Consider the following 20,939-nt stretch of genomic DNA (forward strand, 5'->3'; position numbering starts at 1 on the left):
TCATGGGCGAGCTCGACTCGCTGGACCTGGACACCGATCTCGACGATGCGGTCGTGGTCGTGGAGTGGGGCGAGGGCCTCGTCGAACGCCTCGCCGAGCGGCACCTCGACATTCGGCTGGAACGCCTCAGCGGATCCGACGTGCGGATCGCTTCGTGGCAGTGGGTGCGTTCATGAGCCTTCTGCTTGCCCTCGACACCTCCACACCGGCGGTCACCGCCGGGATCGTGCGCCGCGACGACCTGACCGTGCTGGCCGAGCGGGTCACCGTCGACGCCCGCGCGCACGCCGAACGGCTCACCCCGAACGTGCTGGACGCCCTCGCCGACGCCGGGCTGACGATGGCCGACCTCGATGCCGTCGTGGTGGGCTGCGGCCCCGGCCCGTTCACCGGACTGCGGGCCGGGATGGCGACCGCGGCCGCCTACGGGCATGCCCTGGGCATCCCGGTGCGCGGGGTGTGCAGCCTGGACGCCATCGGCGCGCGCACCACCGGTGAGACGTTGGTGGTCACCGACGCCCGTCGGCGCGAAATCTATTGGGCCCGTTACCGTGACGGGTTTCGGATGGAGGGCCCGGGGGTCAACGCCCCCGCCGACGTCGACCCGGGCGCAGCGCGGGCGGTGGCCGGCTCGAAGGAGCACGCGGCGCTGTCGACCTGCCCCACCGCGGGCCGATCTATCCCACACCGGCCGGGCTCGTCGCCGCGGTGCCCGATTGGTCGCAGCGCCCGCTGCCCTTGGTGGCGCTGTATCTGCGCCGCCCCGACGCCAAACCGATGGCGGCGCGCGGATGACCGCCCTGGGCGAGCCCGTGACGCTCGGCGCCCTGGTCCCCGCCGACGCGGCGCGCTGCGCCGAGCTCGAACGTCAGCTGTTCGACGGTGACGACCCCTGGCCCGCGGCGGCGTTCAATCGGGAGTTGGCCAGCCCGCACAACCATTACGTCGGTGCCCGGGCCGGTGGCAAGCTCGTCGGGTACGCCGGCATCTCGCGGCTGGGCCGCACCCCGCCGTTCGAGTACGAGGTCCACACCATCGGCGTGGACCCCGCCTATCAGGGCCAGGGGATCGGCCGCCGGTTGCTCGACGAGCTGCTGGTCTTCGCCGACGGCGGCGTGGTCTTCCTCGAGGTGCGCACCGACAACGAGGCGGCCATCGCGCTGTACCGCAGCGTGGGATTCGAGCAGATCGGCCTGCGCCGGCGCTACTACCGCGCGAGCGGCGCCGATGCGTACACAATGCGCAGGGGGGCCCGCCCGTGAAGACCATCCTGGCCATCGAAACCTCCTGCGACGAAACGGGAGTCGGCATCGCGCGGCTCGACGGCACCGGTTCCGAGGCCACCGTGACGCTGTTGGCGGACGAGGTGGCGTCCAGCGTCGACGAACACGTCCGCTTCGGCGGCGTGGTCCCCGAGATCGCGTCGCGGGCGCACCTGGAGGCGCTCGGCCCCACCATGCGCCGCGCGCTGGCCACGGCCGGGCTGGAGAAGCCCGACATTGTTGCGGCCACGATCGGGCCGGGTCTGGCCGGCGCCCTGCTGGTGGGAGTGGCTGCGGCCAAGGCGTATTCGGCCGCGTGGGGGGTCCCGTTCTACGCGGTCAACCACCTTGGCGGGCACCTGGCGGCCGACGTCTACGAACATGGGCCGCTCCCCGAGTGCGTGGCGCTGCTGGTGTCGGGCGGCCACACCCACCTCCTGCATGTGCGCTCCCTGGGCGAACCGATCGTCGAGTTGGGCAGCACCGTCGACGACGCCGCCGGCGAGGCCTACGACAAGGTGGCGCGGCTGCTCGGGCTGGGCTATCCCGGCGGCAAGGTGCTCGACGACCTGGCCCGCACCGGTGACCGCGACGCCATCACCTTCCCGCGCGGCATGACAGGACCGCGTGACGACCCGTACGCCTTCAGCTTCTCGGGGCTCAAGACGGCCGTCGCCCGCTACCTGGAGAGCCACCCGGACGCGGTGAACGCCGATGTCGCCGCAGGTTTTCAGGAGGCCGTCGCCGACGTACTGACCATGAAGGCGGTGCGCGCGGCGACCGGGCTCGGCGTCTCGACGCTGCTGATCGCCGGGGGAGTGGCCGCCAATTCGCGGCTGCGGGAGCTGGCGGAACAGCGGTGCGCGTCGGCCGGGCTGACGCTGCGGATCCCCAGGCCCCGGCTCTGCACCGACAACGGGGCGATGATCGCTTCCTTCGCCGCGCACCTGGTGGCCGCCGGTGCGGCGCCGTCCCCGCTGGACGCGCCCACCGACGCGGGGTTGCCGGTGATAAAAGCCCAGGTCAGCTGATCGCCCGTAGCGAACATCGCGGACGCACCGGGGCGCCCTTGAGTGCTAGCACTCTCGTGTATAGAGTGCTAGGTGGCAATCGGCCAAACCCTGTGCCGGCACCCGCGACGACGGCGCCCGGGCTCGGACGACTGCCGAATCCCTTGATAATTCCGGGGCACCCGCCCCGGACCCGATCTAACTAGTGGAGGGCTCCCATCGTGGCGAAGGTGAACATCAAGCCACTCGAGGACAAGATTCTCGTGCAGGCCAACGAGGCCGAGACCACGACCGCGTCCGGTCTGGTCATTCCTGACACCGCCAAGGAGAAGCCGCAAGAAGGCACCGTCGTCGCAGTCGGTCCCGGCCGCTGGGACGAGGACGGCGAAAAGCGGATCCCGCTCGACGTCTCGGAAGGCGACACCGTCATCTACAGCAAGTACGGCGGCACCGAGATCAAGTACAACGGCGAGGAGTACCTGATCCTGTCGGCGCGTGACGTGCTGGCCGTCGTATCGAAGTAAGCATCGTGTCCCGCCCCGGCGATCCCCGCGCATGGCCGCGGGTGATTTCCGGGGCGGCATGCGTTAGTGAGGAGCCTGATGAGCAAGGTTATTGAGTACGACGAGACCGCGCGCCGCGCGATCGAGGCCGGTGTCAACGCGCTGGCCGACGCGGTCCGCGTGACGCTGGGGCCGCGCGGCCGGCATGTGGTGCTGGCCAAGGCATTCGGCGGGCCCGCGGTCACCAACGACGGCGTGACCGTCGCGCGCGAGATCGACCTGGAAGACCCATTCGAGAACTTGGGTGCGCAGCTGGTGAAGTCGGTGGCCACCAAGACCAACGACGTGGCGGGTGACGGCACCACGACCGCGACCGTGCTGGCGCAGGCGCTGGTCAAGGGTGGCCTGCGCCTGGTTGCGGCCGGCGCCAACCCCATTGAGCTCGGCGTGGGAATCTCCAAGGCGGCCGACGCGGCGTCCGAGGCGCTGCTGGCGGCGGCCACCCCGGTGTCCGGCAAGGAAGCGATCGCTCAGGTGGCGACGGTGTCGTCGCGTGACCAACAGCTCGGCGAGCTGGTCGGCGAGGCGATGACCAAGGTCGGCACCGACGGCGTGGTCAGCGTCGAAGAATCCTCCACGCTGAGCACCGAGCTGGAGTTCACCGAGGGCGTCGGTTTCGACAAGGGTTTCCTGTCGGCGTATTTCGTCACCGACTTCGATTCGCAGGAAGCCGTGCTCGACGACCCGGTCATCCTGCTGCACCAGGAGAAGATCAGCTCGCTGCCCGATCTGCTGCCCATGCTGGAGAAGGTCGCCGAGTCGGGGAAGCCGCTGCTGATCATCGCCGAGGACGTCGAGGGCGAGGCACTGGCGACGCTGGTGGTCAACTCGATTCGTAAGACGCTCAGGGCGGTTGCGGTGAAGGCGCCGTTCTTCGGCGACCGGCGCAAGGCGTTCCTCGAGGACCTCGCGGTGGTTACCGGCGGCCAGGTGATCAACCCCGACGCGGGCCTGCTGCTGCGCGAGGTCGGCACCGATGTGCTGGGCTCGGCCCGCCGCGTGGTGGTCAGCAAGGACGACACCATCATCGTCGACGGGGGCGGCTCGAAGGATGCGGTTGCCGACCGGATCAAGCAGCTGCGCGCCGAGATTGAGAAGAGCGATTCCGACTGGGACCGCGAGAAGCTGCAGGAGCGGCTGGCCAAGCTGGCCGGCGGCGTTGCGGTGCTCAAGGTCGGTGCCGCCACCGAGACCGCGCTCAAGGAACGCAAGGAAAGCGTCGAGGACGCCGTCGCGGCGGCCAAGGCCGCCGTCGAGGAGGGCATCGTCGCGGGCGGCGGGTCGGCGCTCATCGGGGCGCGCAGCGCGCTGAAGGAGTTGCGCGGGTCGCTGTCCGGCGACCAGGCGACGGGCGTCGACGTGTTCGCCGAGGCGCTTGCGGCCCCGCTGTATTGGATCGCCACCAACGCCGGCCTGGACGGTGCGGTCGCGGTCAACAAGGTCGGCGAGTTGCCGGCCGGGCACGGCCTGAACGCCGCGACGCTGGAGTACGGCGACCTGATTGCCGACGGTGTCATCGACCCGGTCAAGGTCACGCGGTCCGCGGTGCTCAACGCGGCGTCGGTGGCACGCATGGTGCTGACCACCGAGACCGCGGTGGTCGACAAGCCCGCCGACGACCACGATGACCACGGCCATGGCCACGGCCACGGGCATCACCACCACCACTGAGTAGGCGAGACGTAAACACCCCCGGCCCTGCGGCCGGGGGTGTTTGCATGTTTGAGGTCTGCGGCTTCGGGCGCGGAATGCAACGGACAACCGACCGCGTTGCACATGAGCATGACTATTCGTCTCGGACTGCAGATCCCGAACTTCTCCTACGGCACACCAGTCGCCGAATTGTTTCCCGCCGTTCAGGCCCAGGCCCGCGAGGCCGAGAGCGCTGGATTCGACACCGTGCTCTTAATGGACCACTTCTACCAATTGCCGGGGCTGGGTGAACCCGACGAGCCCATGCTGGAGGCCTATACCGCGCTGGGCGCCTTGGCCACCTCTGTCGAGCGGGTGCAGTTGTCGACCCTGGTGACCGGCAATACCTATCGCAACCCGACCCTGCTCGCGAAGGCGATCACCACGCTGGACGTCGTCAGCGCAGGGCGAGCGATCCTCGGCATCGGCGCGGGCTGGTTTGAACTGGAGCATCGGCAGCTGGGCTTCGAGTTCGACACCTTCACCGAGCGGTTCGAAAAGCTCGAGGAGGCGCTGCAGATCATCGCCGGAATGTTGCACGGTGAGCGCCCCACCTTCTCGGGCAAGTGGTATCGCACCGAGAGCGCGATCAACGAACCCCGCTACCGCGACCACATCCCGGTCATGCTCGGTGGCAGCGGCGAGAAGAAGACGTTCCGGTTGGCCGCCCGGTACGCCGACCACCTCAACATCATCGCCGACATCGATCAGCTGCCCGCCAAGCTCGACGTGCTGCGCCAGCGCTGCGCCGAAATCGACCGCGATCCAGCGACTTTGGAGACCAGCTCGTTGCTGACCGTCGTGGTCGACGGCTTCGGCGCGTCCAGCGACATCGGCGAGGCCCGCGGCGGCCGGGCGGTCACCGGGACCGTCGATCAGATCGCCGACGAGATCAAACGTCGGGTCATCGGCGTGGGAATCGACGGCGTGATCATCAACCTGCCGACCCACCGCTACACGCCCGGTGTCATCACAGCAGTGGGCGAGGCGCTCAGGCCGCTGGTCGACGCGCGCTGACGCGTGGCCCGCGTCGATTGCTAAGCTGGCCCACCATGACGTGGGGGGCACCAGCGTGAGCTACCCGCAGCAGTGGCCGCCGCAACCACCGCAATACCCCCAGCAGTGGCCGCCGCCGTACCCGCCGCCGTCGTACCCGCCCCCGGCGCCTGCGCCGCGCAAGACCAATGTCCTGCTGATCGTCGTGCTTGCGATCGCCGCGATCGTCGTTCTGGTACCGGTGGCGTTGGTCGGGTTCTTCCTGATCCAGGACATGGCGCGCGACGGCCGCGGCGAAAGCAAGAAGGCCACCTCGCTCTCGGACTTCGATGTGGTGTGCGATCGCGGATCGATCAGTAACGCCGCCACGTACCAGAAGCCGTACAAGATCGTCGCGTTCGCCCCGTATGACGAGCCGGACCCGATGCGCGAACTGACATCGATGCACTGGCGACAGGTCACACTGGATTCCCGTGCCGACTACGGGCCGACTGACAACAACTTCCAGTCGACGAATGTTGTTGCCTGCCTTACTCGCAAACCCGGAACCGAGGCGAAGTCACGCACCTGCGACCTCAAGACGGACGCGGGCGAACATATCGCCGTCGACTTGTACACCGTGCAGTACGACTTGGAACTCCGCGAGGCGAAGACCGGCAAGCGCATCGCACAACTGGGATCGGTGGACGGTCCGGCGGCCAGCTGCCCGTTCTTCGTATGGGTCAAGAAACGCGATCCGAAGTTGTACGCGGGACCAGATTCTGCGGCGGTCAATGCCAAGCTCGCTGAATTCGCGCACGGGTAACCGGTTTCCGCGCATGGCCCCCACGGTCGGCATCGGGGATGCTGCTAATCAGTAGTCAGCGGTCGTCGGTCCCGACGGCACGCACGAAGGCGTCGGCGAACATGTCGCAGACGGTGTCGATGTCGGGCAGCGTCCAGGCGGGCACATTCGGTAGGGCCGGCCGCGTGAGCAGATGGATCGCGATGGGTCCCAACAGTTGTTGGGCCAGCAGTGGCACGGGCAGGTCACGCATGTGTCCGGCGCGGATCTCGGCTTCGAACCAAAGACCGAGTATCCCGAGCATGCGCGGCGGGCCGTAGGCCGCGAGGGATTGCACGGCGGGACTGGTCGGCCGTGCGAAGGCTTCGGCGAATATGGCTGGGGCAACCCGGGGTTCGCGGCTCAGCGCGTCCGCCAGGGTGCGGTAGAAACCGCGCACCATGTCGGGCAGGTCACCGCTGGCGCGCGCGAGGTATTCCTCGATGTCCTGGATGGGGCTGTGGCGCTCGAAAACCGCCCGCACCAATTCGTCGCGCCCACCGAAGGCGGCATGGAGGCTGTAGACGGAGCAACCTGCGCGGCCGGCAACGGCCTCTAATGTCGCTGCGGCAAGCCCGGATTCGCTGATCAATGCCGCTGCGGCGGCGACCGCCCGGGTGCGGACGGGCGGCAGGCCGCCGGGGTCCACTCCCGCAGCACGAACGGCTTCATCCAGGGCGGTGCGTGAGCCGCCGAAGCGCCGCAGCAGGGTGCTGCGCGAGATCCCGGCCTCCGTGGCAATCGTCGCGACGGAAACGTCGGCGACGTCCTTGCCCAGCTTTTCCGCGGCGCGGAGTGCGGCGTCCACCACTTGTGGTGTCGACACCGGTCGGACCATTCCGCCTCCTCCGCCGCTGTGATACGTTACCTTATGTATGCTGCAATTGTATTTCATACTCCCTTAGGAGTGTCCGTACATGACGCGAGTTCTTCAGACCCGGGTCTGCGTCGCCGGCGGCGGGCCGGCCGGCCTCGTGCACGCGCTCCTGCTCGCCCGCGCTGGCATCCCGGTCGTTGTCCTGGAAAAGCACAACGACTTCCTGCGCGACTTCCGCGGTGACACCGTGCACCCGACCACCCTGCGGATCATGGACGAGCTGGGGTTCATCGACGAGTTCCTCCGCCTACCGCACACCAAGATCGACCGTGTCGCCTTCGACACCGACGGCTCGATTCGCACCTTCGGCAACTTCAGCGTGCTCAGACGACTCGGCTTCAAGCAGCCCTATATCGCAATGATGCCGCAGTGGGACTTCCTCGACTTCATCGCTGAAAAGGCTTCTGCCTACCCGGAATTCACCTTGGTCCGCAATGCCGAAGTCACCGACCTGATCTTCGATGGCGATCGGGTGGTCGGGGTGCGCACGCCGGAATTGGAGGTGCGGGCCGATCTGGTGGTGGCCGCCGACGGGCGCAAGTCCGCCGTGCGTGCCGCGGCGGGCCTGCGGACCGCGGCGGCGCACTCGCCGATGGACGTGCTGTGGTTCCGACTGAAATGGCGCCCCGGCGACCCCGAGGAGTTGTTCGCGGTGCTCCGTAAGGGCCTGATGATGGCCATGATCTACCGGGGTGATTACTGGCAGGTCGCCTACCTGATGCCCAAGGGTTCGAACCCTCGCGGCGGATCATTGGAGGAGTTCAAGGAACGGATCGTCACCGCGCAGCCGCGGCTTCGTGACCGCGTCAACGACTTGAGCTCGTGGGACGACACCAGCGAGCTCGATGTGCGGGTGGACCGTCTCGAGACATGGTGGCGTACGGGACTGCTCTGCATTGGCGACGCCGCACATGCCATGTCGCCGGCCGGTGGGGTCGGCATCAACCTCGCGATCGCCGACGCGGTGGCCGCTGCCAACATTCTGTTCACCCCGCTGCGCGAAGGTCGGTTAACCGACGCCGATCTCGCGAAGGTGCAGCGCCGACGGGAGCTGCCCGCCCGGATCGTTCAGGCTTTTCAGGTGTTGATTCAGGACAGGGCGGTCGCGCCCAACCTGAGCGGGGACCTGTCCCCGATCCGCGTTCCGAAGATCGTGGGCTGGGGCCCGCTGCAGGCGATTCCACCGGTTTTCGTCGGGCGCGGCTTCCGCCCCGAGCATGTCCGCACTCCCGACGTACACGGCGCGGGGCAGGGGCGGTAATCGAAGCCGAAGGGGGCTTCCCCGCGTCAGAGCCCCGCGATGACGATGCCCACGCCCACCACGATTGCCACCGCGAGTGACACCAGCAGAAAGCTCACGATCCGTTCCTTTGCCGGCGAGGTCTCGTGATCGGCCGCCGCGATCGGCGCGAGTCGGCGCCCGGCGCCCCACGCCGACGCGAGCAGGGTCGCCAGCCAGTTCGTGTAGGCGGAGTACACGATCAGTACGACCGCCGTGATCCCCCAGGCGTTGGGCAGGTGGATGTGTGGCCACAGCAGGCCGAGTAGCACGAGGAACATCCCGTTGAGGACGGCCTCGAGGTGGCTCGACAGCGCCATCCGCGGGTTCTTCAGTGCCGGGATGGCGAATCCGGTGAGCAGGCCGATGAGAAAAAGGACCAAGCCGAGCGTGAAGAGCACCGTCTGCATGTCAGAAGACTAGGAGCGTTCGGCTGCTCTCAAGGCATAAACCACCGCGGGCGTCTCGGCGAGTCGTCGCAGAGGTTTATGTGTCAGCGGGTTCCGGGCGGAAGGCTGGGCGGAGTCGTCGTCACAGTTGTAATCGGCGTGGACGTGTACGCCGGGCTGCTGGTGACGGTGACGGTGCTCGTGCTGGTGGACGGCGGCGGCACTTCGGTCGTCGTCGTGATCGTCGTGACGCTGGTCGTCGTCGAGGACGACGACGTCGTCGTCGCGGACGCCGCGGCGAGCACACCGCAGGCCACCCGCTTGCCCGACTCACCGGTCGAAGCCCCGCTCAGGTTGTCCGCGTTCTGGTGGACGATCAGCGCGGTGCCCGAGCTGTTCCGCAGGTCCGAGGCGGTGAGCAAGCTGGTGGTCGTGACGAGTTTCGCCGAGCCGTCGTTGCGCACCTGCAACGCGGTCAGGTCGCCGCTGGCCGGAAAGCCGGTGTGACCCTGCGCCTGGTAGACCGATCCCGCGGACTCGAAGTCTCCCTCGCATTTGCCGACCCCGTGAACCATGAGCGCGTGAAAACCCGGGCTCAGGACTTGGTTTGGCCCGGCTTCCACGGTCACGGTCGCGTACCCGTTCGCGAAATCGATGGTGGCGGTGCCGACCTGGTTTCCGTCGGCGCTCTTCAACTGCGTGGTCATCCGCTCGGTGCCGGGGGGCGCGCTGGAGGACGTCGACGTGGCGGATTGGCCACCTTGCTGGTTTGAGCATGCTGCCAACGGTGCGATGGTGGCGGCAAGCGCCACGGCCGCGAAGGATACGCCCTTATTCATGGGCCGGTCGTACCCCGATTGGTCGCGGTCCAAACGACTAAAGCGAACTCAACAGGGCGGCGCGGCCTCGGACGCGAAGCTTATTGAGGGTGGATCGACGCAACCGGGTGATGCGCTCGACCATTCGATCTCCGAGTGCATCGAGCATCTCGGCGCTCAAATCTGTTGGGGGCGGGCACAAATCGCGTTCCTCTTCGCAGGCGTGGGCGTCCAGGACCGTGACGAACGAGTGCCACTCGCCCTCGTATTGCGGCACGGTCGGCGGGGTCCGAAGTAGCACCGCCAGCTGATCCCAGACCTGGCGATGCTCCGCGTGGGCGATGGCCACCAGCGTGCTGGCCTCCGACACCGCCGGATAGAACAGGTCGTCCTCGATCCGCATGTGGATGTCGAGCTCGATCAACAACTCGTCGAGGGCGTCGTGGCGTTCGTCGCAATCCGGGGGTAGCGCGGTGATCGTCTCGCACAGCCCCCGCAAGACCCTGTGGTGTTCGAAAAGCACTTCGTAGGCATTCATTGCACCCCTCCCCGCACCTCCACAAATCCGTCGCGGATCCGGACCGGGTAACGCGGCAGTGTTGCTGTCGCCGGTCCGCGCAGCACTTCCCCCGATTCGCAGGCGAAGCGGGAGCCATGCCACGGACAAACGATGCGACCGCGATCGATCCAGCCGTCGTCCATCGGCGCACCGAGGTGGGGGCAGCGCGCACCGACGGCCAGGACTTGGTCGTCGGTGCGGTAGAGAACCAGGCCGATGCCGTCCACCTCGACCCGCTGCGGCTGGCCGTCCAGGGCCGTTGCCGGCAACACCGGCGTCCAGCGGGCGCCACTGAGCCGAGCGCCCGAGCGGTCCACCCCGGCTCCCGATCCGTATACCAGAGCTCCGCCCAGATAGCCGCTACTCAGGGTGATGCCGTAGCCAAGCGCGCTGCAAGCCATCCCGCGCCGATGGCGACCGTTGCGGCGGTCCCGCCACGACAACGCGTACAGGCTCGTCGCGACCCCGTTCAGCAAGCCATGGACAACGCCGACCCGTCGCGATTGCTCATGCGTGTGTTGCCAGTCCGTCAAACCGGTCGCGGCCGCCCCGACGCTCCCGGCGAGGCCGACACCCAACGCGAACCTCGACGCGTCGCGCCATTGCGCGCCACTTCCCGAGAGCATGGAAGCCGCATCCATCGCGACCGTCGTCGTGACCGCTCCCGTCGGCACCGACGTCAGCGCGGGATGCAGCGGATGGCCGAGCCAGGTGCCGTGCAGCGCATTGCTGACCCGGTCACGATGTCGGCCCATGGCCGCGAAGAGAAGCGTCAGGGCGTGCTCGAGGCGGTAGCTCGGCCGGTCCAGCCATTCCTGTCGTCCCAGGGCGGTCACTGCTGCGAGTAATCGTTGCTTCACGGCACCTCCTGTGCGCGTGAGCGAACCGACGCGGGCTCCTCTGCACGACGGAACGCCCGAAATTGGATTCAGCCAGCCGCGGCCAAGCCCATGACTGATACACGGACCGGGACGGCGAATCGTTCAACCGCGTCGTGCGAAAGGTGTGCTGCCCCTTGTGACGATTGATGAACCGCTAGGCCGAGCGGCGGATGCCGCGCGTGCGGCCGATGTCGCCCTTCAGCAACATGTCGCGCTCCGATTCGGACAAGCCGCCCCAAACCCCGTAGGGCTCACCGACTTCGAGCGCGTGGGAACGGCACTCCTGAATTACCGGGCACTGGCGGCACATTTCTTTGGCGCGCTGCTCGCGCTGCATGCGGGCCCGGCCGCGCTCACCGTCGGGATGAAAGAACATCGACGAGTCAACGCCGCGGCACAAGCCCTGCAATTGCCAGTTCCAGATGTCGGCGTTGGGTCCAGGTAGCTGCTCCGGCTGTGGCATTGGTGTTTCCCTCTCTGCACGGCACGCCCAGTAAGGTCAGGTTCGCGAAGCGATTGTGCAACTGAATTGAAGTGGCGTCACCGATGACTACCCGTCATGCGTAGACGTTAGGGCGGGCGGTGAATTTGCGTCAATAGCCACTTAGCCCGACAAAGTATGTAATGGTTATAAAAGAATTAACGCCGCGTTCATCTGCCACCCATTGTCGAAACACGCACCGTGCTACCAGGCAGTTGACCGAAACGAAATTTCCCAGCTCACGGGCCTGTGCGGGGCCGGCCACGATTAGTACAGGACCTATTGTGATTAACAGTTCGGTAACGCGAACAGCACAAACTGTTTACTCCTATCGTCGTGATTGAAACTCGTCACACTTCCGTGATTGGCGGAGAGTTGCACGCCGCCGCCTTCGGCGACCGGCCCGGTACTTGGCCGCTGCCGACCGCGGTCACGCCGGAGGGCCTATGGCTGCGCGCCGTCGCGGCGGGCGGGCAGGGCCGCTACGGCAGCGCGTACCGGGATTTGGCGGCGCTGCGGCGCGAAGCCCCCGCCGGCCGGCTGGCGTCCCTGGCCCACAGCACGCAGGGATCCTTCCTGCGCCAACTCGGTTGGCACACGCTGGCACGCGGGTGGGATGGGCGCGCACTCGCGCTGGCCGGCAGGGACGACGGGTCCGCCGAGGCGCGGGTCGACGCTCTGATCGGGCTGGCCGCCGACGCGCTGGGTGTCGGTCGCTTCGCGGCGGCGGCGGCGTTGTTGGGCCGCGCGGACTCCGAGCTGGATGCCGGGCCGGTGCCCGAGCGGCAGCCGGTGCGGCGCGGGTGGGTCGCCGCCGAGCTGGCGATGGCCCGCGGCGACGGCGAAACCGCCGTCCGCCATGCGAACGAAGCGGTGGAGCTGGCGGGTGCCATGGCCGTCCCGTCGGCGCGGCACGCGGTCAAGAGCGAGGTGGTGCTGGCGGCGGCCCTGTGCAGCGCCGGGGACGTCGAGCGCGCGCGGGCGGTGGCGGAGGCGGCGCTGGACGCCACCGGCCGGCTCGGGCTGGTCCCGCTTCGTTGGGCGTTGGCGTGCTTGCTGATTGATCTCGGTAGCGTCACCGTTTCGACACAACAGCTGCACGAAATTCGCGATGTCTGCGCAGGCCAAGTGCGGCGCGCCGGTGCGACGTGGCGTTCCGCTTGAAATGGCCTCCGGGCCGTTATTGTCATTTCGTAAGTTAGCCCGGCTAGTTCGCGATGTGTCCGGTTCGTAACGTTGGAGATACCGCCGTCGATGACAATTCAAGGGGATCGTCTCGACGCTGTGGTTGCCAAGGCCGTGGCGGGGGACAGTAACGCACTACGGGAGGTGCTGGAGACCATCCGTCCGATTGTCGTGCGCTATTGCCGCGCGCGAGTCGGGACAGTCGAGCGGGGTGGGCTGTCAGCGGATGACGTGGCACAGGAGGTGTGCTTGGCGACTATCACGGCGCTGCCGCGCTACCGGGACCGAGGGCGTCCCTTTCTCGCCTTCCTGTACGGCATCGCGGCGCACAAGGTCGCGGACGCCCATCGGGCCGCCGGCCGTGATCTGTCCTATCCGACCGAGGTCATCCCCGAGCGTTGGTCGTCCGACGCGGGTCCCGAACAGCGGGCCATCGAAGCCGATTCGGTCAGCCGGATGAGCGAACTGCTCGAAATCCTGCCCGCCAAGCAGCGCGAGATCCTGATCCTGCGTGTCGTCGTCGGCTTGTCCGCCGAGGAGACCGCGTCCGCCGTCGGCAGCACCACGGGAGCGGTCCGGGTAGCCCAGCACCGTGCGCTGTCCCGGCTGAAGTCCGAAATGATCGCGGCAGGTGACTGTGCCTGAACCCCTGGACGAATTCGCCCGCACCGACCTGCTTCTCGACGCGCTCGCCGAGCGGCGGCCGGTGCACGTCGGCGACCCCGACATCGACGCGATGGCCACGCTGCTGGAGGACTGGCGCGACAACCTGCGGTGGCCACCGGCCAGCGCGCTGGTGTCGGCCGAGGAGGCCGTCGACGCCCTGCGCACCGGCCTGGCCGACCGTCGCCGCGGCCGGCGCGGCCTGGCGACGATCGGATCGGTCGCCGCGGCGCTGCTGGTGATGAGCGGCTTCGGCGCGATGGTGGTCGAGGCGCGTCCGGGGACCCCGCTGCACGGGCTGCACGCGATGTTCTTCGATCAGCCGCGCGTCAACGAAAAGCATCAGGCCTTGCTGTCCGCCCGGGCCGACCTGGCCAAGGTGCAGGAGTCGATCGACCGGGGCCAATGGGACCAGGCGCAGAATCAGCTCACCGAGGTGAGTAGCTTGGTCCAGTCGATCGAGGACCCGGCCAGCAAACAGGAGCTGACGAATCAGCTGAAGCTGTTGAATGTCAGGGTTCAATCGCGCAACCCGAATGCGACGCTGCCGCTCCCGGCGAACACGCCTTCGGCGTGGTCGACCCCGACCACCGCGGCTCCGACGGCGGCCAGCACGCCCTCCGAAGCTTCGCCGATCCCGTCAGTCACGCCGTCGCCGAGTCAGTCGTGGAGCAAGCACCGGCACCACGGGCAGACGTCGACGCCGCCGGCGGTGACGCCGAACAATCCCTAGCGGTCTAGCGGCGGTACCCGTCCGCGTCCGAGGTGGCCTCGTTGAGCGACGCGTCGGCGTATCCCCGGCAGTAATCCCACGTGACATAGGCGTCCGGCTCGGGGTCGTAGGCGGGCTCGTGCGGGCGGACGGTGCCGTCGATCAGCAGCTGCAACAAGTTCGCGCGGAGCATGTCCCAGTCGTGGTAGTGATCCTGCTGACATTCGTCGCAGCACACCACGAGTCCGCGAATCCCCTTGTGCGCCAACAGTGCCTCGTAAACAGCCAGGTCGGCGAGGTCCGCCTCGACCGCCATCCGCTCTTGGGCGTCCAGGGGTTGCCCCGGCTCTACGGCTTCCAGCGCAGCCGACGGATCGCAGGGGTCGTCGGCGAAGGGGTCGGGCGGCAAACCCGGTGGGAGGTGATCGCGCACGCACACTAGCCTACGCAGCCGGGCCGGGATAACGCCAGCAGGCAAGCCGCCCGTCGTTTCCGGGGCGTTTGCCGTCCGCGGCGCGCCCCCCGGCAGGGGTCCGGGCGGCGGGCGAGCCGATAGGATGGGGGTCTCGCGCCGCATCGTATGGAGGGCCCCACCGATGACCCGTGGCATGTCCCACCTGGAAGACAGTTCCGACCTCGTCGGTAGCCCCTACGTGCGCGACCCCCAAATTCGGGGACTGATCGACGACCCCGTGCCGACCGGGGGTGACAACCCGCACAAGATCGCGATGCTCGGCCTCACCTTCGACGACGTCCTGCTGCTGCCCGCCGCCTCCGACGTGGTTCCCGCCACCGCCGACACGTCCAGCCAACTCACCAAGAAGATCAGGCTCAAAGTGCCGCTGGTCAGTTCGGCGATGGACACGGTCACCGAGTCGCGGATGGCCATCGCCATGGCCCGGGCGGGCGGCATGGGTGTGCTGCACCGCAATCTGCCCGTCGCCGAGCAGGCCGGACAGGTCGAGATGGTCAAGCGCTCGGAGGCCGGCATGGTCACCGACCCGGTCACCTGCCGGCCGGACAACACCCTGGCGCAGGTCGACGCGCTGTGCGCCCGGTTCCGGATCTCGGGCCTGCCGGTGGTCGACGACGTCGGCGCGCTGGTCGGCATCATCACCAACCGCGACATGCGGTTCGAGGTGGACCAGACCCGCAAGGTCGCCGAGGTGATGACCAAGGCCCCGCTGATCACCGCCCAGGAAGGGGTCAGCGCCGACGCGGCGCTGGGCCTGTTGCGCCGCAACAAGATCGAGAAGCTGCCCGTCGTCGACGGCCACGGCCGGCTCACCGGGCTGATCACCGTCAAGGACTTCGTCAAGACCGAACAGCACCCGCTGGCCACCAAGGACAGCGACGGCCGGCTGCTGGTGGGCGCCGCCGTGGGCGTCGGCGGCGACGCCTGGGTCCGCGCGATGATGCTGGTCGACGCCGGGGCCGACGTCCTGATCGTGGACACCGCGCACGCGCACAACCGGCTGGTGCTCGACATGGTCGGCAAGCTCAAGGCCGAGGTGGGCGAAAAGGTCGAGGTGATCGGCGGGAACGTCGCCACCCGGTCGGCGGCCCTGGCGCTCGTCGACGCCGGCGCCGACGCGGTCAAGGTCGGCGTGGGGCCGGGCTCGATCTGCACCACCCGGGTGGTGGCCGGGGTCGGCGCGCCACAAATCACGGCGATTCTGGAGGCCGTCGCGGCCTGCGGACCGGCGGGCGTGCCGGTGATCGCCGACGGCGGGCTGCAGTATTCCGGTGACATCGCCAAGGCCCTGGCCGCCGGCGCCTCGACCGCCATGCTGGGTTCGCTGCTGGCCGGCACCGCCGAGGCCCCCGGCGAGCTCATCTTCGTCAACGGCAAGCAGTTCAAGAGCTACCGCGGCATGGGGTCCCTGGGCGCCATGCAAGGTAGGGGAGGGGCGAAGTCGTATTCCAAGGACCGTTACTTCGCCGACGACGCGTTGAGCGAGGACAAGCTGGTGCCCGAGGGAATCGAGGGCCGGGTGCCGTTCCGCGGACCGCTGTCCTCGGTGATCCATCAGCTCACCGGCGGTCTGCGCGCCGCGATGGGCTACACCGGATCGCCCACGATCGAGGCGCTGCAGCAGGCGCAGTTCGTCCGGATCACCTCGGCCGGGCTGCGCGAAAGCCATCCGCACGACGTCGCCATGACCGTCGAAGCGCCTAACTACTTTGCGCGCTGAGGCTGGGATGGTCGAAATCGGGATGGGCCGCAACGCCCGTCGCACCTATGAACTGAGCGAAGTCAGCATCGTGCCGTCGCGGCGCACCCGGTCGTCGCAGGACGTGTCGACAACCTGGCAGCTGGACGCCTACCGCTTCGAGATCCCGGTGGTGGCCCACCCGACCGACGCGCTGGTGTCGCCGGAGTTCGCCATCGAGCTCGGCCGGCTGGGCGGGCTGGGTGTGCTCAACGGCGAGGGCCTGATCGGCAGGCACGCCGACGTAGAGGGCAAGATCGCCCAGCTCGTCGAGGCCGCCAGCAAGGAGCCCGAACCGTCCGCCTCGATCCGGCTGCTGCAGGAACTGCACGCCGCCCCGCTGAACCCCGACCTGCTGGGGGCCGCGGTGGCGCGCATCCGGGAGGCCGGGGTGACCACGGCGGTGCGGGTCAGCCCGCAGAACGCGCAGGCGCTCACCCCGGTGCTGCTGCAGGCCGGCATCGACCTGCTGGTCATCCAGGGCACCATCGTCTCCGCGGAACGAGTGGCCAGCGATGGGGAACCGCTGAACCTGAAGACCTTCATCTCCGAGCTCGACGTGCCGGTGGTGGCCGGCGGGGTGCTCGACCACCGCACCGCGCTGCACCTGATGCGCACCGGCGCCGCCGGCGTCATCGTCGGCTACGGCTCCACCCGCGGCGTCACCACCAGCGACGAGGTGCTGGGCATCAGCGTGCCGATGGCGACCGCCATCGCCGACGCCGCCGCCGCGCGGCGCGAATACCTCGACGAGACCGGCGGTCGTTACGTGCACGTACTGGCCGACGGCGACATCCACACCTCCGGCGAGCTGGCCAAGGCGATCGCCTGCGGCGCCGACGCGGTGGTGCTCGGCACCCCGCTCGCCGAGTCCGCCGAGGCGCTCGGCGAGGGCTGGTTCTGGCCGGCCGCGGCGGCGCACCCGTCGCTGCCGCGCGGGGCGTTGCTGCAGATCGCGCTGGGCGAGCGCCCACCGCTGGAGCGGGTGCTCAACGGGCCCTCCGACGACCCGTTCGGTTCGCTGAACCTGGTCGGTGGCCTGCGCCGGTCGATGGCCAAGGCCGGCTATTGCGACCTCAAGGAGTTCCAGAAGGTCGGGCTGACCGTCGGAAGCTGAGGCCGGGGGCACTGGCTCGTTACCCGTGAGTAAGGCCATACTGGTGCGATGAGGCCGGATTACGACGTTCTGATCATCGGTTCGGGTTTCGGGGGCAGCGTCAGCGCGCTCCGGCTGACCGAAAAGGGCTACCGCGTAGGCGTATTGGAGGCCGGGCGGCGCTTCGCCGACGAGGACTTCGCCGAGACGTCCTGGGACCTGCGCAAGTTCTTGTGGGCGCCGAGGCTGGGTTGCTACGGCATTCAGCGGATCCACCCTTTGAAGAACGTGTTGATTTTGGCCGGCGCCGGGGTGGGCGGCGGCTCCCTGAACTACGCCAACACGCTCTACGTGCCGCCGGAGCCGTTCTTCAAAGACCGGCAGTGGTCGCACATCACCGACTGGCGCGACGAGCTGATGCCGCACTACGAGCAGGCGAAACGGATGCTCGGGGTGGTCAAGAACCCGACCTTCACCGACGCCGACCGGGTGCTCAAGGAAGTCGCCGACGAGATGGGCTGCGGCGACACCTTCGTGTCCACCCCGGTCGGGGTGTTCTTCGGCCCCGACGGCACCAAGACCCCCGGCAAGACCGTGCCGGACCCCTATTTCGGCGGCGCGGGACCGGAGCGCACCGGGTGCCTGGAATGCGGCTGCTGCATGACGGGCTGTCGCTACGGCGCCAAGAACACGCTGCTGAAGAACTACCTCGGCCTCGCCGAATCGGCTGGGGCGCAAGTCATTCCGATGACGACGGTCAAGGGCTTCCAGCAGCGCTCCGACGGGGTGTGGGAGGTCCGCACGGTGCGCACGGGAAGCTGGCTGCGCAGGGACCGGCGCACGTACACCGCGACGCACCTGATCCTGGCCGCGGGCACCTGGGGAACGCAGCATCTGCTGTTCAAGATGCGCGACAAGGGCAAGCTGCCGCGGCTCTCCGAGCGGCTCGGCGTGCTGACCCGCACCAACTCCGAGTCCATCGTCGGCGCCGGGAAGCTCGAGGTCGACCCGAAACTGGACCTGACGCACGGGGTGGCCATCACGTCGTCGATCCACCCCACCGCCGACACCCACGTCGAACCCTGCCGCTACGGCAAGGGATCCAACGCGATGGGGCTGCTGCAGACGCTGATGACCGACGGCACCGGTCCGGAGGGCACCGACACGCCGCGCTGGAAGCAGTTGCTCGACCAGGCCCGCGAGGATCCGCGCCGCATGATGCGGATGCTCAACGTCCATCAGTGGAGCGAGCGCACCCTGATCGCCCTGGTCATGCAGCACCTGGACAACTCGATCACCACCTACACCAAACGCGGGAAGCTCGGCATCCGCTGGTACACCAGCAAGCAGGGGCACGGCGACCCCAACCCGGCCTGGAATCCCGTCGGGAACAAGGTCACCCGGCGCATCGCCGAAAAGATCGACGGGGTGGCCGGCGGCACCTGGGGTGAGCTGTTCAACATCCCGCTGACCGCCCACTTCCTCGGCGGCGCGGCGATCGGCGACAACGCCGAACACGGCGTGATCGACCCCTATCACCGCGTCTACGGCTACCCCACGATGTTCGTGGTGGACGGCGCCGCGATCTCGGCGAACCTGGGCGTCAACCCGTCGCTGTCCATCACCGCGCAGGCCGAACGGGCCGCCTCGCTGTGGCCGAACAAGGGCGAGAACGATCGGCGCCCAGCGCAGGGCGAGCCCTACCGCCGGCTGGACCCGATCGCCCCGGAGCACCCGGTGGTGCCGGCCACCGCGCCCGGCGCGCTGCGCTGGTTGCCGATCACCCCGGTGCCCTCGGCCGGCTAGCTCGCGATCGCCTCGTTGGTTGGTCGGTCGGCGACCCGCGGCGCTCGGCTCCGCCTAGCTTGCGATCGCCTCGTTGGTTGGTCGGTCGGCGACCCGCGGCGCTCGGCTGCGCCTAGCTTGCGATCGCCTCGAGCGGGGCGCCGCTGACCACCCGGCTGCGTTGCCGGTGCACGTTGAACGGCACGTCGCCCATCAGGGTGACGCGGTGCATCAGCCGAGGCTGGTCGTCGTAGTCGTCGATGGCGCGATGCTGGGTGGCCCGGTTGTCCCAGATGGCCACGTCGCCGGGCGCCCAGTTCCACCGAATGGTGTTCTCGGGTACGGTGATTCGCCGTTGCAGCAAATCGAAGAGCACCGTCGATTCGTAGTTGTCCAAGCCAACGAACCCGCGCACGAAATCTCCCAGTAGCAGCGTGCGCTCACCGGTCTCCGGGTGCACCCGCACCACGGGATGCTCCGTGCGGAAATCCGGCTTCTCGAAGGCCTGGCGGAACGCGCGCTGCGCGTCGGTCATCGCCTCAGCGGTGATGTAGTCATAGCGGTTCGTGTGGACCGCCCACAGGTCGTCGACGAGCCAGGCGAGTGGCTCCGGCAGGTGCTCGTAGGCGGCCGCGGTGTTGGCCCACAGCGTCGACCCGCCATACCGGGGCAGGTTGACGGCCCGCAGGATCGACGCCGCCGGATAGTTCGCGACGAACGTGACGTCGGTGTGCCAGCGGGTCGCCTTGCCGTATTCGGAGTTGATCGGCGTGATGACCGGCGCGTTCTTGGCGGCGAGCACCTCGGCGGCCGGATGGCCGACCGGCGTGCCCAGCAGCCCGGCGAACGCCAGTTGCTGCTGGTCATCGAGGTGGTGCTGGTGACGGAAGAAGATCACCTTGTGGGCCAGCAGCGCCAGGCGGATCTTCTCGATCGCATCCGGGTCGAGGTCGCCCCCGAGGCGCACCCCGTCCACCCGCGCGCCGATGCGGCTGCCCAGCTTGGTGACGGTTATCTGACCGATCATTTTCATCAATCCTTGTGTGAAAGGGGTGTAGTCAACTGACTACATCGAGTACTGTAGTCACATGACTACACGTTCCGCAAGTGGCCGCGCCAACATGCCCACCGGGCGGGCCGAGGTCGCTGCGGCGATCCTGGAGGCCGCCACCGACCTGTTCGCCGAACGCGGCCCGGCCGCGACGTCGATCCGCGACATCGCCGCGCGATCCAACGTCAACCACGGGCTGGTGTTTCGTCACTTCGGCACGAAGGAGAATCTGGTCGGAGCGGTGCTCGATCACCTCGGTGCCAACCTGAGCGCCCTGCTGAGCGAGGAGGCGCCGGCCGACGTCCTGGACCGGGCCCTCGACCGGCAGATGCGGGTCATGGCCCGCACGGTGCTCGACGGGTATCCGGCGGGGCAGTTGCAGAAGCGCTTCCCCAACATCGCGACGCTACTCGGCTGGGTGCGCCCGCTTCACGACAACGAGATCGACGCGCGCCTGGCCGTCGCCAATGCCCTTGCGCTGCAATTCGGTTGGCGGCTGTTTGCGCCGATCCTGCGCTCGGCGACCGGGATCGACGAGCTGACCGACGACGAGGTACGGCAGGCGGTGGGCGCCGAGGTGGGGCGGATCCTCAAATCCGGCTGA

The 20,939-nt window shown here is 68.3% G+C and carries 22 protein-coding genes and 2 pseudogenes; 16 read left to right on the plus strand and 8 right to left on the minus strand.

Annotated features, from left to right (window positions below; all coding sequences use genetic code 11):
• The 8 genes and pseudogenes from A5711_RS06335 to A5711_RS06370 form a co-directional block, all read left to right on the plus strand.
• Nucleotides 1-176: pseudogene (locus A5711_RS06335) on the plus strand (tRNA (adenosine(37)-N6)-threonylcarbamoyltransferase complex ATPase subunit type 1 TsaE); the annotation flags it as partial.
• Nucleotides 173-795: pseudogene (gene tsaB, locus A5711_RS06340) on the plus strand (tRNA (adenosine(37)-N6)-threonylcarbamoyltransferase complex dimerization subunit type 1 TsaB). The pseudogenes A5711_RS06335 and tsaB, both read left to right, overlap by 4 nt.
• Entirely contained in the window at nt 792-1,262 is a 471-nt protein-coding gene (gene rimI, locus A5711_RS06345) for a ribosomal protein S18-alanine N-acetyltransferase (protein ID WP_067944778.1), read from the plus strand. The pseudogene tsaB and the gene rimI overlap by 4 nt, the downstream one beginning before the upstream one ends.
• On the plus strand, nt 1,259-2,293 hold the full coding sequence (gene tsaD / locus A5711_RS06350) for a tRNA (adenosine(37)-N6)-threonylcarbamoyltransferase complex transferase subunit TsaD (protein ID WP_067944779.1): 1,035 nt from the start codon (nt 1,259-1,261) through the stop codon (nt 2,291-2,293). The genes rimI and tsaD overlap by 4 nt, the downstream gene beginning before the upstream one ends.
• A gap of 200 nt (nt 2,294-2,493) precedes the next feature.
• Nucleotides 2,494-2,796, plus strand: a complete 303-nt coding sequence (gene groES, locus A5711_RS06355; RefSeq protein WP_007167930.1) for a co-chaperone GroES — start codon at nt 2,494-2,496, stop codon at nt 2,794-2,796.
• Nucleotides 2,797-2,874: 78 nt separating this feature from the next.
• Nucleotides 2,875-4,506, plus strand: a complete 1,632-nt coding sequence (gene groL / locus A5711_RS06360; RefSeq protein WP_067944780.1) for a chaperonin GroEL — start codon at nt 2,875-2,877, stop codon at nt 4,504-4,506.
• A gap of 111 nt (nt 4,507-4,617) precedes the next feature.
• Nucleotides 4,618-5,544 carry an LLM class F420-dependent oxidoreductase gene (locus A5711_RS06365; RefSeq protein WP_067944802.1) on the plus strand — a complete coding sequence of 309 codons (927 nt, stop codon included), beginning with the start codon at nt 4,618-4,620 and terminating at the stop codon, nt 5,542-5,544.
• 40 nt (nt 5,545-5,584) lie between these two features.
• Complete coding sequence (locus tag A5711_RS06370; protein WP_231972038.1) at nt 5,585-6,328, plus strand: hypothetical protein; 744 nt, start codon at nt 5,585-5,587, stop codon at nt 6,326-6,328.
• A gap of 55 nt (nt 6,329-6,383) precedes the next feature.
• Here A5711_RS06370 and A5711_RS06375 read toward each other — a convergent pair whose 3' ends face one another.
• Nucleotides 6,384-7,184 (minus strand): TetR/AcrR family transcriptional regulator, encoded by an 801-nt coding sequence (locus tag A5711_RS06375; RefSeq protein ID WP_067944781.1) that lies wholly within the window; start codon nt 7,182-7,184, stop codon nt 6,384-6,386.
• A 79-nt stretch (nt 7,185-7,263) separates the two neighbouring features.
• Here A5711_RS06375 and A5711_RS06380 point away from each other — a divergent pair, with 79 nt between their 5' ends.
• Nucleotides 7,264-8,484, plus strand: coding sequence for an FAD-dependent oxidoreductase (locus A5711_RS06380; RefSeq protein ID WP_067944782.1), 1,221 nt, complete (start codon nt 7,264-7,266; stop codon nt 8,482-8,484).
• A gap of 26 nt (nt 8,485-8,510) precedes the next feature.
• On the opposite strand, the gene A5711_RS06385 is transcribed toward A5711_RS06380, so the two are convergent.
• The 5 genes from A5711_RS06385 to A5711_RS06405 form a co-directional block, all read right to left on the minus strand.
• Entirely contained in the window at nt 8,511-8,912 is a 402-nt protein-coding gene (locus tag A5711_RS06385; RefSeq protein ID WP_067944783.1) for a hydrogenase, read from the minus strand.
• Nucleotides 8,913-8,995: 83 nt separating this feature from the next.
• A complete protein-coding gene (locus A5711_RS06390; RefSeq protein WP_067944784.1) occupies nt 8,996-9,730 on the minus strand; it encodes a superoxide dismutase family protein in 735 nt (244 codons plus the stop codon).
• A gap of 37 nt (nt 9,731-9,767) precedes the next feature.
• Complete coding sequence (locus A5711_RS06395) at nt 9,768-10,247, minus strand: hemerythrin domain-containing protein (protein ID WP_067944785.1); 480 nt, start codon at nt 10,245-10,247, stop codon at nt 9,768-9,770.
• The gene (locus tag A5711_RS06400) at nt 10,244-11,128 is read right to left on the minus strand and encodes a Rieske 2Fe-2S domain-containing protein (protein WP_067944786.1); all 885 of its coding nucleotides are present in this window, start codon (nt 11,126-11,128) and stop codon (nt 10,244-10,246) included. The genes A5711_RS06395 and A5711_RS06400 overlap by 4 nt, the downstream gene beginning before the upstream one ends.
• Before the next feature lie 175 nt (nt 11,129-11,303).
• Nucleotides 11,304-11,612, minus strand: a complete 309-nt coding sequence (locus tag A5711_RS06405) for a WhiB family transcriptional regulator (RefSeq protein WP_066907726.1) — start codon at nt 11,610-11,612, stop codon at nt 11,304-11,306.
• A gap of 354 nt (nt 11,613-11,966) precedes the next feature.
• Here A5711_RS06405 and A5711_RS06410 point away from each other — a divergent pair, with 354 nt between their 5' ends.
• From A5711_RS06410 to A5711_RS06420, 3 genes are all read left to right on the plus strand, one after another.
• Nucleotides 11,967-12,794: a hypothetical protein gene (locus tag A5711_RS06410; RefSeq protein ID WP_067944787.1), complete on the plus strand. Its 828-nt coding sequence runs from the start codon at nt 11,967-11,969 to the stop codon at nt 12,792-12,794.
• A gap of 90 nt (nt 12,795-12,884) precedes the next feature.
• On the plus strand, nt 12,885-13,460 hold the full coding sequence (locus A5711_RS06415) for a sigma-70 family RNA polymerase sigma factor (RefSeq protein WP_066945594.1): 576 nt from the start codon (nt 12,885-12,887) through the stop codon (nt 13,458-13,460).
• Nucleotides 13,447-14,211 carry an anti-sigma-D factor RsdA gene (locus tag A5711_RS06420; protein WP_231987431.1) on the plus strand — a complete coding sequence of 255 codons (765 nt, stop codon included), beginning with the start codon at nt 13,447-13,449 and terminating at the stop codon, nt 14,209-14,211. Before A5711_RS06415 ends, A5711_RS06420 begins: the two co-directional genes overlap by 14 nt.
• Nucleotides 14,212-14,215: 4 nt before the next feature.
• On the opposite strand, the gene A5711_RS06425 is transcribed toward A5711_RS06420, so the two are convergent.
• Nucleotides 14,216-14,623: a DUF5319 domain-containing protein gene (locus tag A5711_RS06425; protein WP_046186907.1), complete on the minus strand. Its 408-nt coding sequence runs from the start codon at nt 14,621-14,623 to the stop codon at nt 14,216-14,218.
• A gap of 163 nt (nt 14,624-14,786) precedes the next feature.
• Here A5711_RS06425 and guaB point away from each other — a divergent pair, with 163 nt between their 5' ends.
• From guaB to A5711_RS06440, 3 genes are read left to right on the plus strand one after another with little or no spacing between them, the layout of a single operon-like run.
• Complete coding sequence (gene guaB / locus A5711_RS06430; protein WP_067944789.1) at nt 14,787-16,385, plus strand: IMP dehydrogenase; 1,599 nt, start codon at nt 14,787-14,789, stop codon at nt 16,383-16,385.
• A 7-nt stretch (nt 16,386-16,392) separates the two neighbouring features.
• Complete coding sequence (locus tag A5711_RS06435) at nt 16,393-17,520, plus strand: GuaB3 family IMP dehydrogenase-related protein (protein WP_067944790.1); 1,128 nt, start codon at nt 16,393-16,395, stop codon at nt 17,518-17,520.
• Nucleotides 17,521-17,568: 48 nt separating this feature from the next.
• Nucleotides 17,569-19,305, plus strand: a complete 1,737-nt coding sequence (locus A5711_RS06440) for a GMC oxidoreductase (protein ID WP_067944791.1) — start codon at nt 17,569-17,571, stop codon at nt 19,303-19,305.
• Between the two features lie 112 nt (nt 19,306-19,417).
• Here A5711_RS06440 and A5711_RS06445 read toward each other — a convergent pair whose 3' ends face one another.
• Nucleotides 19,418-20,311 carry a TauD/TfdA family dioxygenase gene (locus tag A5711_RS06445; RefSeq protein ID WP_067944792.1) on the minus strand — a complete coding sequence of 298 codons (894 nt, stop codon included), beginning with the start codon at nt 20,309-20,311 and terminating at the stop codon, nt 19,418-19,420.
• Nucleotides 20,312-20,372: 61 nt separating this feature from the next.
• On the opposite strand from A5711_RS06445, the gene A5711_RS06450 reads away from it, so the two are divergent.
• Nucleotides 20,373-20,939 (plus strand): TetR/AcrR family transcriptional regulator, encoded by a 567-nt coding sequence (locus A5711_RS06450; RefSeq protein ID WP_067944793.1) that lies wholly within the window; start codon nt 20,373-20,375, stop codon nt 20,937-20,939.

The organism is Mycobacterium sp. E2238, assembly GCF_001672665.1.
Classification (GTDB): Bacteria; Actinomycetota; Actinomycetes; order Mycobacteriales; family Mycobacteriaceae; genus Mycobacterium.

Excerpts from the sequence above, each read along its gene's own strand:
- A5711_RS06365 (WP_067944802.1), top strand. The coding sequence starts at position 4,618 with ATGACTATTCGTCTCGGACTGCAGATCCCGAACTTCTCCTACGGCACA.
- guaB (WP_067944789.1), top strand. The coding sequence starts at position 14,787 with ATGACCCGTGGCATGTCCCACCTGGAAGACAGTTCCGACCTCGTCGGT.
- A5711_RS06405 (WP_066907726.1), bottom strand. The coding sequence starts at position 11,612 with ATGCCACAGCCGGAGCAGCTACCTGGACCCAACGCCGACATCTGGAAC.
- A5711_RS06440 (WP_067944791.1), top strand. The coding sequence starts at position 17,569 with ATGAGGCCGGATTACGACGTTCTGATCATCGGTTCGGGTTTCGGGGGC.
- A5711_RS06385 (WP_067944783.1), bottom strand. The coding sequence starts at position 8,912 with ATGCAGACGGTGCTCTTCACGCTCGGCTTGGTCCTTTTTCTCATCGGC.
- A5711_RS06435 (WP_067944790.1), top strand. The coding sequence starts at position 16,393 with ATGGTCGAAATCGGGATGGGCCGCAACGCCCGTCGCACCTATGAACTG.
- A5711_RS06450 (WP_067944793.1), top strand. The coding sequence starts at position 20,373 with ATGACTACACGTTCCGCAAGTGGCCGCGCCAACATGCCCACCGGGCGG.
- A5711_RS06395 (WP_067944785.1), bottom strand. The coding sequence starts at position 10,247 with ATGAATGCCTACGAAGTGCTTTTCGAACACCACAGGGTCTTGCGGGGG.
- A5711_RS06390 (WP_067944784.1), bottom strand. The coding sequence starts at position 9,730 with ATGAATAAGGGCGTATCCTTCGCGGCCGTGGCGCTTGCCGCCACCATC.
- A5711_RS06375 (WP_067944781.1), bottom strand. The coding sequence starts at position 7,184 with ATGGTCCGACCGGTGTCGACACCACAAGTGGTGGACGCCGCACTCCGC.
- A5711_RS06445 (WP_067944792.1), bottom strand. The coding sequence starts at position 20,311 with ATGATCGGTCAGATAACCGTCACCAAGCTGGGCAGCCGCATCGGCGCG.
- groL (WP_067944780.1), top strand. The coding sequence starts at position 2,875 with ATGAGCAAGGTTATTGAGTACGACGAGACCGCGCGCCGCGCGATCGAG.
- A5711_RS06380 (WP_067944782.1), top strand. The coding sequence starts at position 7,264 with ATGACGCGAGTTCTTCAGACCCGGGTCTGCGTCGCCGGCGGCGGGCCG.
- rimI (WP_067944778.1), top strand. The coding sequence starts at position 792 with ATGACCGCCCTGGGCGAGCCCGTGACGCTCGGCGCCCTGGTCCCCGCC.
- A5711_RS06415 (WP_066945594.1), top strand. The coding sequence starts at position 12,885 with ATGACAATTCAAGGGGATCGTCTCGACGCTGTGGTTGCCAAGGCCGTG.